This is a genomic window from Pseudoalteromonas sp. S2755, assembly GCF_005886535.1.
In the GTDB taxonomy this organism is placed as follows: domain Bacteria; phylum Pseudomonadota; class Gammaproteobacteria; order Enterobacterales; family Alteromonadaceae; genus Pseudoalteromonas.
On the sequence record NZ_PNDS01000113.1, the window covers coordinates 19,075 to 32,898 of the forward strand.

At 38.4% G+C, this 13,824-nt stretch carries 7 protein-coding genes; 4 read left to right on the forward strand and 3 right to left on the reverse strand.

All coding sequences use genetic code 11. From position 1 onward, the window contains the following. Window positions 1-408: 408 nt before the first annotated feature. Complete coding sequence (locus tag CWC03_RS17330) at window positions 409-1,623, forward strand: replication protein A (protein WP_138582947.1); 1,215 nt, start codon at window positions 409-411, stop codon at window positions 1,621-1,623. A gap of 586 nt (window positions 1,624-2,209) precedes the next feature. On the opposite strand, the gene CWC03_RS17335 is transcribed toward CWC03_RS17330, so the two are convergent. Next, window positions 2,210-3,076, reverse strand: a complete 867-nt coding sequence (locus CWC03_RS17335) for a DNA replication terminus site-binding protein (RefSeq protein WP_138582948.1) — start codon at window positions 3,074-3,076, stop codon at window positions 2,210-2,212. A 2,479-nt stretch (window positions 3,077-5,555) separates the two neighbouring features. Between CWC03_RS17335 and CWC03_RS17340 the strand changes: the two genes are divergently transcribed. Continuing rightward, a complete protein-coding gene (locus tag CWC03_RS17340; protein WP_138582949.1) occupies window positions 5,556-6,911 on the forward strand; it encodes a class II 3-deoxy-7-phosphoheptulonate synthase in 1,356 nt (451 codons plus the stop codon). Between the two features lie 31 nt (window positions 6,912-6,942). On the opposite strand, the gene ppsR is transcribed toward CWC03_RS17340, so the two are convergent. Beyond that, complete coding sequence (ppsR, locus tag CWC03_RS17345; protein ID WP_138582950.1) at window positions 6,943-7,752, reverse strand: posphoenolpyruvate synthetase regulatory kinase/phosphorylase PpsR; 810 nt, start codon at window positions 7,750-7,752, stop codon at window positions 6,943-6,945. A gap of 143 nt (window positions 7,753-7,895) precedes the next feature. On the opposite strand from ppsR, the gene ppsA reads away from it, so the two are divergent. After that, the gene (gene ppsA, locus CWC03_RS17350; RefSeq protein WP_138582951.1) at window positions 7,896-10,271 is read left to right on the forward strand and encodes a phosphoenolpyruvate synthase; all 2,376 of its coding nucleotides are present in this window, start codon (window positions 7,896-7,898) and stop codon (window positions 10,269-10,271) included. A 34-nt stretch (window positions 10,272-10,305) separates the two neighbouring features. On the opposite strand, the gene CWC03_RS17355 is transcribed toward ppsA, so the two are convergent. Beyond that, window positions 10,306-10,512 carry a YbaN family protein gene (locus tag CWC03_RS17355; RefSeq protein WP_138582952.1) on the reverse strand — a complete coding sequence of 69 codons (207 nt, stop codon included), beginning with the start codon at window positions 10,510-10,512 and terminating at the stop codon, window positions 10,306-10,308. A gap of 139 nt (window positions 10,513-10,651) precedes the next feature. Between CWC03_RS17355 and ydiJ the strand changes: the two genes are divergently transcribed. Further along, window positions 10,652-13,690 carry a D-2-hydroxyglutarate dehydrogenase YdiJ gene (gene ydiJ, locus CWC03_RS17360; RefSeq protein ID WP_138582953.1) on the forward strand — a complete coding sequence of 1,013 codons (3,039 nt, stop codon included), beginning with the start codon at window positions 10,652-10,654 and terminating at the stop codon, window positions 13,688-13,690. Window positions 13,691-13,824: the final 134 nt, after the last annotated feature.

Consider the following 13,824-nt stretch of genomic DNA (forward strand, 5'->3'; position numbering starts at 1 on the left):
AACAGCTTATACACAGAATTACTCACAGATGTGATGATGGAGATCAATTTTTTACTAAGTAAGATCAAACAGTTATGCACAGATGATATAAGATCAAGTGCTTTGAGGTATGTATAGATCTGATCTCTACCTAGCATAGATCAGATCTTTACCAATTAACGGTGAAGTTTTCCACAAGGACATCTGGTTTGCCGTTGTAAATCCACTAAATAGGCCTTAAACAAAGGTTTTTCAGCGTTAATTTTATCTTTGTTAGTAAAAACTTGATCTGAAAATGGCCTCTACTTAGTAAAAAAATGATCCCAATAAAAAAAGTCACTTCGGATCACTTTTTTACCAACTTTAATCATTAACTTTTCCTGCCGAATATGTTGTTATTAGACGTCATGAAAATTTGGAAGTAAAACAATGAGCCGGAAGGTGAACATCTCTGTTGACAATTTGCCTGATTCACTTCGTGGACAGATCCATGGTGTAGAGAGTGCAATCGATAACGAAAGTTTGGCGTTGTTTACAGATAATAAAGATGTTCGAGTATCTTTAGAAAATGCCGCCCATGGGTTAAGAGCTTATTCTAACACCTTTAATCATTACGATTTATGGGGACGCTTTGTTCGTTCGGGGCATAAAAAATTACCGTTAGAAGAAGCGCCTAAAAAAACGATAGTAACGAGAAAAATATCTGAAAAAGTAGATGGTATTCTATACGAAGGTGAGATAAAAATTACGCCTGCTGTTGTTAGCACTAAAAAAGATGGTGATGACGAAGAGTTTTTAGTTTGGCCATCTGACCGAGAAGAAAAGGTCGAGCGTGCGCTGATCCGTCTCGCTTCCAAAGGTAAGATTGTTAAAATAAATTTTAAGTCCGGTATTCAATACGCAGTTATTTTTTCGATGAACGAGCTCGCTCAAGAATTAAAAGCTGTTGGTCAATCAATGCCTTATCCGCAAATTAAGGAATCTTTGGAAGCGCTTCAAGGTTCTAAACTTTCGTTCAAATATACGGCTACAGATACTAAAAACCCTAGTATTGATGATTCATTTTACGAATCAAACATGAACTTTCTGTCGTCGCTGCACTTTAGTGGTAAAAAAGGGCAGGGTGGGAACATCAAATGTGTTGCATGTTTAAATGCATTTGTTCATAACATGATCGATAACTTGGAGTATAAAGGTTATTATTTCAACAGTGCTCAGGAGTTAAAACGCGGTTTATCTCGTTGGATGATGCTACGTTTGTATCATCTATGGCGCTACGCAGCCCCAGGTAAAACTTATCATTTTCGGCTAATTTCAATAATGGAAAAATACGGCTCAATTTATGCTGATGATGAAATTACAGAGAATAAATTGAAGGCACTTCGTCGTGATATGACCACAACAATGAAAGATTTGATCGAGAAAGGGGCGATATCCGAATACAATATTTCAAATGTTAAAGATGAAAAGTCCGGGAAAATAGTTGATTATGTGTACGAAATGCACCCTTCTGCTCAGTTCTGTGACGAAATATTGGCTCTCAATAAACACCATAAACGTATCGAAATTCAAGGTGGTAAACGTATCGTCGAAAATGTTGAAGTAATTGATGAAGATACATTAGAAGAAATCGTTAAGAAATAAGATTTTCTGTTTTGGCTAGGATAGTATTTCTAGCCAAAATAAAGAACTTTGGTATCAAAGCTAATTTCTTTTGCTACTAAAGATACTTTCTGACCAAAATTTATTACTACCCAATTCATCAGAACGAAGATGAGCTTCAAAGAGCGAAAAGCCTTCTTAAAAATTTTCTGCGATGAAAAGATACTGAGATTTATAAATCTAGAAACTATGTAAACGGATCGAATTAATTCTCTAATTATTGGGAAAGGGAACAAGCATATCGTTAATTTAAATTTCCTATTCCGAACAATCAAATAGATCCAACAACAGTTGATTTACTAGTGATAACTAGATGACAGTCCATGGACGATAAGCTATTTCAGAGCTTAAAACTTAATGATAAGTCAAAATTTAACCTGAGGAAATTACGTCCTTAATTTGTGAAGATAACGATTTCATCTTAGCCTATAAGTTTTAAAGTGCTATAGAACACATCATACTACAATTAGGACAAGTACAGTTAGTACTTGCATGGACTATGCTCCTCTATCATGGGTTATGTTAAATTGTGTCACATCATTAAATTCTGTGTGGAATTACCTTATTATTATTCAAACCTTTCTAAATAAATTCTATCGACTAGAAAGTTGTACTCTCGCTTTCTTGGATGATCATCTTTTTGTGTAAAATGACCTAACTCTCCAAGCTTAGTGTCTGGATGTGGGTTAAAGAGTATAAATGGAAGTGCGGCGCTTACATGATAGCGATTTTGCGCTGTATATCTTACATTCACCTCAGGGGTTACTCTGGTTGGCCTTCTAATTCTGAGCTTTGCATTTTCTGATAGACTAGAAACTCTATATTTTTCTTGTTCTACCAGCTGTTGCCACTTTTCCTGATCTATCATCCTCGGATTTGAATAAAGTGAAGAGCGATTTAACATCTCCATAGCGAGTTCTTTACTCAAAACTCTGGTTGCATGTTTTTTCATCCAGGTAAATCGAACGGAATAGGGAACTGTGGATTCGCTATGTATTTTTCGATAGGCAGCCAAAGTCATTAAGTTAGGAACAGCACTATGAACAGCTTCAAATCTAGCATCGTTGTTAGAAATTTCCAGAATGGTATTTTTAAAATTTTCTTTGGCAAGATTGACAGCATTAACCCTAGACTTGATAATTTCTTTAGGGTCATTGACTAACAAAAGACCTGGGAACCTTTGCAGCAACTTTCCGCTTTCGCGGTCGTTTAAATAGAGATCGCGATAAGCATCTAAACATTTAGAGAGTGCTTTTTCACCTTCTATTTTTGTAACAGCTATATTTGTTGGAGCAGTTTCTTCATCTTGTTTTTTTATATCAGGCAGCTCATAAAATGTTGCTTTTTTGATATCAGCTTCTGTTAGTTCATGGCATAGTTGATTAATATGTTCATTAAGAATATCGAAGGTTGAACGTATATTAAATTTATTCATTGTATGATGTGTTCTGCTATCTCTTTAATATTATATCAAAAATAATGAAATCTCGCTAAGCGATTTTGTTATGAGTATTTAATGGAACAAACTAACAATATCATTCGCACTAGAGCTATATGTGCTAAATTAAGTTGGATACCTTATTAGAATGCCAGTTTGAGAAGTTAGGTATCTGATCAATTATTTTTGAAGATTTTAGTGATGAAGCATATGATTATTATTTTTTACAGTATGATGTGTTCCCACTGATGTATACAAATTATATCAAAAATATTTTGATAGCTCATATTTATCTTCACTTAATTAATCTTTTATGCGGAGCGTTTAGGTTTTTTGAGAAATAAAATATCAGCTAGTGAATTTTAAAATAGGAAAATGATTCTATGTCATTTTGATGAAACTGCTAATTAGTTTTACGGAGTTGAGATTATTTTACTTGTCTTTGTATGATGTGTTCCTTATAGATAGGCTAAATTATATCAAATTTTTTTGGACTTCTCCTATAAAATTGGATATTGATAAATTTTGGAGGGAGTTCTTAACGGACAATAGTCACTTAAAAGTAGTGGCTAGAAACCACTCAAAATGACAACACTACTTAATCAGCTTTTTGATTAATTTTTAGATTTGGTATTGATTCTATATAAATTTTCAATAATGTATGATGTGTTCCTTAAAGTTCCTCGTGATGATACTCTTTTTTATAAATTAAAGTCAAATTTTGATACTGACAGAGTCTTCTTCTGGTTCAAGGTTTTAGTGTTGAAAAACAATAGTAAGTGTTCACTTATTTTGTTTCGACCGAGCACTTTTCCGTAGGCATGAAGGTTTAATAAATTCTAGTTAGGCCGAAAAGGGAAGGTGATAGATGGTTAGTAAGTGTGTACTTACTTAGCAACTATCATTTAGGATCCTTTAAAGGGATTGGCTAAATTATAGAGTAGAACACTGAGTTTTATTTTGCACTTTCAAAGAGAAGAATCGTACCACTTCTTTTTCTTGGCTATGAATCTTCGAGTAACATCCGCACTTTTGTAGTCGTACCTGACTAAAACACGAAGACGGTTATAGCACAAGTTTCTTTTGGTACATGCATATGTACAGTTCGAAGTTGCAATGCTAGTACTACTTTATAATAACTACACCAGCTACTTCAGTGATTGCTTGCTGTTATTCATGCTTCGCCGGAATAAATACTAATGTCAGTGTCTTACTCGATTTGCAGCGAAGCTAAAATAACGGAAAAACAGAAGTAGATAGAAGACATATCTCCTGTGCTTTGATTATTGAAATATCATATAGTTTTTACACCTGAATTCATGGTCTGATCGTCAAAGAGCAAAGTAGACAGAGATCTTTTCAAGCGTCTGAACAGCTTGGTTGAGAACGAGTCAAGCTAGATGTGCTAACTGTTCATGGAAAAATATTTCTGAAATTAACAGTCTCGAAGTTGATGGGGATTTTGGAAATGAAAATAGTGTTTAAGTTATTTAGCGAGTAACAATATTAATAATCACCTTAGGCAAAGAGCCCTCTTGATACTATAAGACTAGATGAAGGAAAAATCGTTGCGTTAAACATCAAGAAAAGGATATGGGTCAAGAGCAAACTCAGTAGCACTATAGTAAGCAATACCTCCTAGAATTTTTTACTTTATTTATTTTGATATAGGTAATGGAGATAAGCACAGTGTTATTGGATTGGTCGACGAGATTTCATTGCTTCAATAAGATAGCTTAATCAAGAAAATTTATTTTCTTTGAACCACCTTGAGTACTGAAGAAAAACCTCTCCAACCTTTTCAATATTGAGCCATCATTGGGGAAGAGCCCTGTTGGAAGTATCTGTATGAGTTAACACTTCCAAAAACTATATATGATATGTGATTTGTACTAATAGCTATCACAATATTAGTCATTTCTCTTGCTTCCTTCCAATACTACGAGTTGCTACCCAATGACTTGTAACTTTGCAACAGAGCTGTTGTTTTATAGCAGAAACTTTAAATAGCTGATAATTTAACATAATGTACATATGGGAAAAATCTGTCCGTTATCTTGGTATATAAGATTTGCTGAAGAGGTAGGGTAGAACTCCATTTTGTGAACAAAGCCTTGAACTGGCTACCATCAGATAGCGCCATAAAGCAGGTTTACAAGTAACATCGCTTCTAGGATCTTAAATCGACAATGAAGCCTATTGTAACGACCTAAAGAACTAGATCTTAAAATTCCGATATTCGTGAAATTAAGACTTGCCTTCGTTCTAGTTGAAGAGATGTATTAAAAATCAACTTATTAAGAGGGGTATTTCGTGATTAATCACTAAAAAAGTTTTAACAAATGGTGCGGATTTAAATAGAACTTAATGTATGATGTGTTCTTATTTAAAACAAACGAAAGTTTTTTCTTGATGAATAAAGGGGCTTGGGGTACTGTTCAATGGTGGTAACACATATTGGAATGAGGAAAATACAATGGCTAATTGGAGCCCAAATAGCTGGAGAGATAAACCTATCTTGCAGCAACCTGAATACCCAAATTCAGAGAAATTAAAATCAGTTGAAAAAGAACTAAATTCAGCACCACCGCTCGTTTTTGCAGAAGAGACGCGAAGCTTGTATAAAAGCCTAGCAGATGTTTGCGAAGGTAAAGCTTTTATATTGCAAGGTGGTGATTGCGCAGAATCGTTTTCAGATTTTAGTGCAGCTAATATTCGTGATACCTTCAAGACTCTTTTACAAATGGCTGTCGTATTAACATATGGCGGTAAATGCCCGGTAGTTAAAATTGCTCGAATGGCAGGGCAGTATGCTAAGCCCCGCTCTTCAGATTTTGAGACTATTGACGGTGTTTCTTTACCTTCATATCGTGGTGACATCGTTAATAGCTTTGAGTTTACTGAAGAAGCACGTATCCCAGACCCTGATAGATTGATGAAAGCATATCATCAGTCAGCAGCAACACTTAACCTACTTCGCGCATTTGCGCAGGGTGGTCTTGCAGATCTGCATCAAGTAAATCGCTGGAATATGAGTTTCGTGGCTGCAAATCCACTAAAAGATAAGTTTCAACAACTCGCTGAACGTATTCAAGAAGCACTTGAGTTTATGGAAGTGTGCGGTATCGACTCAACCGTAGCACCAAGCCTGAAAGAAACTCCACTTTATACCTCACACGAAGCACTATTGTTAGGTTATGAAGAAGCGTTAACTAGACGAGACCACTTATCGGGGGACTGGTACGATTGTTCTGCTCACTTTGTTTGGATTGGTGAACGTACGCGCCAATTAGATCACGCACATATCGAATTTTTCCGTGGTATTAAAAACCCAATTGGCGTAAAAGTAGGCCCGGGAATGCAAGAAGATGAGTTAATTAAACTTGTCGATGCGCTTAATCCAGATAACATTCCTGGTCGTCTAACACTTATCACACGTATGGGTGCAGATGTGCTACCGGAAAAACTGCCTAAATTAGTTCGTAGGATACAAGAAGAAGGTCGCAAAGTTATTTGGACTTCGGATCCGATGCACGGAAATACTGAAAAAGCGAGCACAGGATATAAGACACGTAGCTTTAACAATATCCTGAGAGAAATCAGTCAATTCTTCGCAGTGCATAAAGCTGAGGGTAGCTACCCTGGCGGTGTCCACTTAGAAATGACTGGACAACACGTCACTGAGTGTGTTGGTGGTGCCTACGGTCTATCGGACGAAGACTTATCTCAGCGTTACCGCACCCAGTGTGATCCGCGCCTAAACGCAGACCAAGTTTTAGAGCTAGGCTTTTTAGTTGCTGATCTACTAAAAGACGCTCGAAAAACAGTATAAATAACAAACAAAAGGCCGCAATGCGGCCTTTTTAGTACTTATGGCGTTTTAGCCCAGTTTCAGAAATGATTTTTGCTGATATTTCCTCAACGGAATAACGTGTACTATTCAAGTAAGGCGTTCTATTCTTTTTAAATAGCATCTCGACTTCTTTGACTTCAATTCGGCATTGTCTGATTGACGCATACTTTGAGTTTGCCATTCTCTCTTGTCTAATTGCAGCTAGTCTTTCAGGATCTATGGTTAAACCAAATAGCTTACCTTTATATTTATCCAAACATTTAGGCAGTCTTCCACTTTCTAAATCATCTTCTGTCATTGGGTAATTTGCAGCTTTTATCCCATATTGTAATGCCAAATATAAGCTTGTCGGCGTTTTACCGCTGCGGCTGACACCAACCAATATGATGTCTGCCTCGTCATAATCCTTGATATTTGCTCCATCATCATTTGCAAGCGCGTAGTTAACTGCATCTATTCTAAAATCATAAGAAGATTCGTGAATGCTATGCGTGCGGTGCATTTTTGGCACCGGCTGAACTTTTAGCTCTCTTTTTACTATTTCGCTCGCATAAGATAAAAAGTCGTAACAAACCCCTTGCGACGATAAAATAATATCGGACAATTCTGGATTAACGAATGTAAAAAACACCAATGGTTTTTCACCTGAAGCCTCAGCAACCGAGTCTATTAATTTTTTGATTTCATTTGCTTTTTTTACTGTTTCTACAAATGGTATCGTTTGGTGATTAAATTCTACAGGGAACATTGAAAGCGTTGCGTGACCAAACACTTCAGAGGTGATAGCGGTACCATCGGAAATATAAAATGCTGTTCTCATTTTGCTATTATTCATTCAGAAATTGTTGAAAATAAGCCATCGCGGTTTACGAAGACTGCCTTACCGTTGTAGAATGCCCTTGACCAAGTGGAAAGGTCAATTAATCTCTCACATTTAATACAATTTGTTTTGGAGACAGTTCCGTGCAAGACTACGTTCTCTGGTATCAAGAGTTGGGTATGCAAGATGTACCTCGAGTTGGTGGTAAAAACGCTTCTCTAGGTGAAATGATATCTAACCTTGCTAACGCTGGTGTACAAGTACCTGGTGGATTCGCAACAACAGCCGATGCGTTTAATGAATTTCTTGAGCAGTCAGGCCTCAATGAAAAAATCCACTCAATCCTAGATACTCTCGATGTTGACGATGTCAACGAATTAGCCAAAGTCGGCACCCAAATTAGACAATGGGTTATCGATACACCATTCCAACCAGAATTAGATAAAGCAATCCGTGAGGCATATAGCCAGTTACACGGTGACGCAAGCCAAGATGTCTCCTTTGCTGTTCGTTCATCAGCGACAGCAGAAGATATGCCAGACGCCTCCTTCGCTGGCCAACAAGAAACTTTCCTAAACGTTCGTGGCATAGATGCCGTAATGGTCGCCATTAAGCATGTATTTGCTTCGCTATTTAATGACCGCGCTATTTCTTATCGTGTACACCAAGGCTATGATCATAGAGGTGTGGCCCTTTCTGCTGGTATTCAGCGTATGGTGCGTTCAGACAAAGCGTCTTCTGGTGTTATGTTCTCAATCGATACCGAATCAGGCTTCGAAGACGTTGTCTTCGTTACTTCTAGCTATGGTTTGGGCGAGATGGTAGTTCAGGGCGCAGTAAACCCAGATGAATTTTATGTTCATAAGCAAACGCTTGCAAAAGCAAAACCTGCTGTTCTTAAGAGAAATATTGGCTCAAAAGCAATCCAAATGATCTACTCAAGTGATGAGTCTCACGGAAAGCAAGTTGAGATTGTTGATGTAGACTCGGCACTATCTAACCAATTCTCGATTACAGACGCAGAAGTAGAAGAATTAGCAAAACAAGCTGTTATTATCGAAAAGCACTACGGTCGTCCAATGGATATCGAATGGGCGAAGGATGGTAATGACGGTAAGCTTTATATCGTTCAAGCCCGTCCAGAAACCGTTCGTTCAAACGAAGATGCGAACGTAATGGAGCGCTTCCAGCTAAAGTCAAAGTCTGAAGTTATTGTTGAAGGTCGTGCAATCGGTCATAAGATTGGTTCTGGCGTAGTTAAAGTCCTGACTTCGATTGACCAAATGGACTCAGTAAAGCAAGGCGACGTACTCGTTACTGATATGACGGATCCTGATTGGGAGCCTATCATGAAGCGTGCCTCTGCTATCGTAACGAATCGTGGTGGACGTACTTGTCACGCTGCAATCATTGCGCGTGAGCTGGGGATCCCAGCTGTAGTTGGGTGTGGTAATGCGACCGATTTGATCATTAGCGGCGACACGGTAACAGTTTCATGTGCTGAAGGCGATACAGGTTATATCTATAAAGGTGAACTTGAATTCGACGTTATTTCTTCTCGCATCGATTCAATGCCAGCTATTCCAATGAAGATAATGATGAACGTAGGTAACCCAGATCGCGCGTTTGATTTTGCGAAGTTACCACATGCAGGTATCGGTCTTGCGCGTCTTGAATTTATCATCAACCGTATGATTGGTATTCACCCTAAAGCACTACTTCATTTTGATAAGCAAGATGCAGAGCTACAGGCTGAAATTAAAGAGTTAATCGCAGGATATGAATCACCAGTAGAGTTCTATATCAGCAAGCTAGTTGAAGGTATTTCTACGCTAGGTGCGGCATTTGCTCCAGAGCGTGTAATCGTTCGTATGTCTGACTTTAAGTCAAACGAGTATGCAAACTTGGTTGGCGGTCAGCAGTATGAGCCTGAAGAAGAAAACCCAATGATTGGTTTCCGCGGCGCATCTCGTTACATTTCGGAAGACTTTAGAGAGTGTTTTGCATTAGAGTGTGAAGCTATCAAACGTGTTCGTAATGAGATGGATTTAACTAACGTTGAAATCATGATCCCATTCGTTCGTACTCTAGAAGAAGCAGCTCAAGTTATTGAAATTCTTGAAGCTCATGGTCTAAAACGTGGTGAGAATGGTCTAAAAGTCATTATGATGTGTGAACTACCATCAAACTGCCTGCTCGCTGAAGAGTTTTTAGAGTATTTCGACGGCTTCTCGATAGGTTCAAATGATCTTACCCAATTAACACTTGGTCTGGACCGCGATTCTGGTCTTATTGCGCATCTGTTTGATGAGCGAAACCCGGCTATCAAAAAACTGCTTTCAATGGCAATTCAAACTGCTAAAGCGAAAGGCAAATACGTAGGTATTTGTGGTCAAGGTCCATCGGATCATGAAGATTTTGCCGCTTGGTTAGTTGAAGAGGGCATTGATTCTGTTTCACTTAACCCAGATACAGTACTTGAAACTTGGCTTTATCTAGCTGAAAAGTTTACTAAATAATTCAATGGCCCCGATGTGACACACCGGGGCCACTTCATTTCTGAAATGTCCTATCTAACTTTTCGCAGCCAAGCTTAAACAAACGCTGCACACTTTTTAAGTGCTTCTTTGCTCCTCTGTGATTCATCGAGAAACACACCAAGGCCGCCAGCAAAAAGATGACCGATGGACCGGGCACAACAAAGAAGATCAATGCTAGAATACAAAACACAATACCAGCAAGGTCGTAAATAATTTTCATGTTATTTCCTCCTATACAATAAGAGTATAAGATGTGTGGTGAAATAAACTATTTCCAATTGTAACAAACCATAAAATTCTCAAGTTGATCATTAATCCTTCGTGATACAATTAATTTAAAGCAAGTAAAATATACCGTCATGATCGCAAATATTAGTCAGCAGGATTCTGCAAACGAACTTATCAACCTCTATAAAAGCAAACTAACTGATGCAGGTTTTAGTGGAGACATTGATACCAGTTACGCAACTCGCCTTGTTACGTCAACCGACAATAGTATCTACCAGGAAATTCCTCAAGCTGTATTGTTTCCTAGAACAAATCGAGACGTACAGCTTGCGCTGGAAATCGCCCAACAAGACCCGTTTTTATCTCTTACCTTTGGTCCGAGAGGCGGAGGAACTGGTACGAATGGTCAATCACTTACACCCGGTATCGTGATAGATCTTTCGAGACACATGAGAGAAATTCTTGAGATCAATGAACAAGAAGGTTGGGTTCGGGTTCAAGCGGGTGTAATCAAAGATCAGCTTAATGACTTTCTAAGACCTTACGGCTATTTCTTTTCGCCAGATCTCTCCACCAGTAACCGAGCAACGATAGGTGGTATGGTAAATACTGATGCGTCGGGTCAAGGCTCTCTCGTTTATGGCAAAACTAGCGATCATGTACTTGGGTTAAAAACCTTTTTGGTGGACGGTACAGAACTAAATACCTCAAAGTTAGCAATCGACAAAGCGGAGTTACTAGCTGAGCAAAATTCAAAGACTTCTCACATTTATGCTAATGTCATCGAGATCTGTCGAAACAATCGAGCACTTATACTTGAAAAATTTCCGAGACTAAACCGCTTTTTAACGGGTTATGACCTCGAAAATGTATTCGACGATTCACTAACCACTTTTGACTTATCTCGAATTATTACGGGCTCTGAAGGTTCGCTTGGTGTTGTCACCGAAGCAAAACTCAATTTAACGCCAATTCAGCCATTTAAAACTTTGATCAATATTAAATATAATTCATTTGAATCTGCACTCAGAAACAGCCCTTTCTTGGTTTCAGCTAATGCAACTTCGGTCGAAACCGTTGACAGTAAAGTCTTAGGTCTTGCCAAAGAAGACATCATTTGGCACTCAGTATCGGACTTAATTCAAGATGTACCTGGTGTTGAGATGCAAGGTCTTAACATGGTTGAGTTTAATGGTGAATCAGAAGATGAAATTTCGTCTAAAGTCGATAGCTTATGTCAACGATTGGATCAGCTTATTGCGAACAAAGAAGCAGGTGTTATTGGCTATCAACTTACCAATGATAAGGCGGATATCCTTAAGATCTATGCAATGCGTAAAAAATCAGTTGGTTTATTGGGTAACGCCAAGGGTAATAAAAAGCCACTTGCTTTTGCTGAAGATACAGCCGTTCCTCCTGAAAACCTTGCTGATTTTATCATTGAATTTAGAGAGTTACTTGATAGTTACCAATTAGATTATGGTATGTTTGGTCATGTTGACGCCGGTGTTTTACACGTCCGCCCAGCGCTTGATATGTGCGACCCCGAACAGGAAAAGCTACTACGTGTGATCTCGGATAAGGTAGTGGCGTTAACTGCAAAATACCGAGGACTAATGTGGGGTGAGCATGGAAAAGGTTACCGAAGTGAATACGGACCTGAGTTTTTCGGTGAGCAACTATTTAATGAACTTCGTAAAATTAAAAGCTTGTTTGATAAAAACAATCGCTTAAATCCTGGAAAAATTTGTACACCACTGGATTCAAGTGACCAATTAGTGTCAGTCGATGCCCAGAAAAGAGCTTGGTTTGACCGAACAATCCCAACTGAAGTAAAAGTAAACTACGAAGCACCGATCAATTGTAATGGCAATGGACTTTGCTTTAATTATGATAATAACTCACCAATGTGCCCATCGTACAAGGTCACCAAAGATCGCAGAAACTCTCCAAAAGGACGTGCTGGCTTATTCAAAGAGTGGTTAAGGCTCCAAAACAATAAAGGGGTTGATTTGATTGCTACAGAAAAACAATTAATCAACCATGAAAATGACACTACTTGGTGGGAGCGCTTTCTAAATACCCGAAAGAAAAGCGAATATGACTTTTCCCATGAAGTTAAAGCATCGATGGATGAATGTTTAGCCTGTAAAGCGTGTACAACGGCATGCCCAATAAAAGTTGATGTTCCTACGTTTCGCGCTAAGTTTTTAAACTTCTACTACAGCCGTTATAATCGACCACTTAAAGACTACCTAGTTGCGAACATTGAACGTGCACTACCTACTATGGCTAAGTTTCCAAATTTAGTTAACGCTCTACAAAGTAATCGCATATCAAACTTTTTCGTTGAACGGCTAATTGGCTATGTTGACTCGCCGGCACTAAGTAAGATGCAGCTTAACAAGTTAGTGCCGAACAAATATTTCTATTCAGAGGGCCGTTTCGAAAAGTTAAGCGATGAAGAACAGCAGAGCGTGGTATTTGTTGTTCAAGACCCCTTTACTAGTTTCTATGAAGCAGAACTAGTATCGGACTTTGTGCAAGTTATATCAAAACTTGGGTTTTATCCCCTCGTATTACCATTCAAACCAAACGGTAAACCACAGCACGTTAAAGGCTTTTTAAGGGAATTTAAATCGACCGCGAAGACTGCCGCGAAGTTTCTAAATAAAATCAGCGAATATAACAGGCCTTTAGTTGGGCTCGATGCTTCTTTGGTGATGTGCTATCGCGATGAATATAATGATATCCTGAAAAAGAGTAGGGGTAACTTTAAAGTACAATTGGCGCATGAATGGCTTTCAACTGTTGAAATCCCGACGGCTGCGACAATCAGTCCGTCAAAATTTACGTTAATAAGCCACTGTACAGAAACAACAGCAATGCCTGAATCAAAAGGTGTTTGGCAAGGCATTTTTAATAAATTGAACTCTAATTTAGAAGCGGTCAATACCGGATGTTGTGGCATGGCAGGAACTTATGGCCACGAAGCGCAAAACCAAGAAAATTCAAGAGCGCTCTATGAATCCTCTTGGCAGCATCATATTGATAGCACGGCTCAAGATGAAGTATTAGTGACAGGTTTCTCTTGTCGCTGTCAGGTTAAACGCTTTAAGGGAATAAAACCAAAGCACCCACTTCAGGCACTTAATAAACTACTGAGTTAGTATAGTAGTTAAACGAACTCAGTTTACTGGCTTTTTAAATATCCAGAATTCGGGATAACAACTTGTTCTCTAGCAGCTGTTATCCCTTCCTTACTATTAGCTTAACTCTGCTTGCAATAGCCAGCTATTAACAC

What these genes read in the sequence shown, in the direction of transcription:
- CWC03_RS17340 (WP_138582949.1), top strand. Translation starts at nt 5,556, where the DNA reads ATGGCTAATTGGAGCCCAAATAGCTGGAGAGATAAACCTATCTTGCAG.
- ydiJ (WP_138582953.1), top strand. Translation starts at nt 10,652, where the DNA reads ATGATCGCAAATATTAGTCAGCAGGATTCTGCAAACGAACTTATCAAC.
- CWC03_RS17355 (WP_138582952.1), bottom strand. Translation starts at nt 10,512, where the DNA reads ATGAAAATTATTTACGACCTTGCTGGTATTGTGTTTTGTATTCTAGCA.
- CWC03_RS17330 (WP_138582947.1), top strand. Translation starts at nt 409, where the DNA reads ATGAGCCGGAAGGTGAACATCTCTGTTGACAATTTGCCTGATTCACTT.
- CWC03_RS17335 (WP_138582948.1), bottom strand. Translation starts at nt 3,076, where the DNA reads ATGAATAAATTTAATATACGTTCAACCTTCGATATTCTTAATGAACAT.
- ppsR (WP_138582950.1), bottom strand. Translation starts at nt 7,752, where the DNA reads ATGAGAACAGCATTTTATATTTCCGATGGTACCGCTATCACCTCTGAA.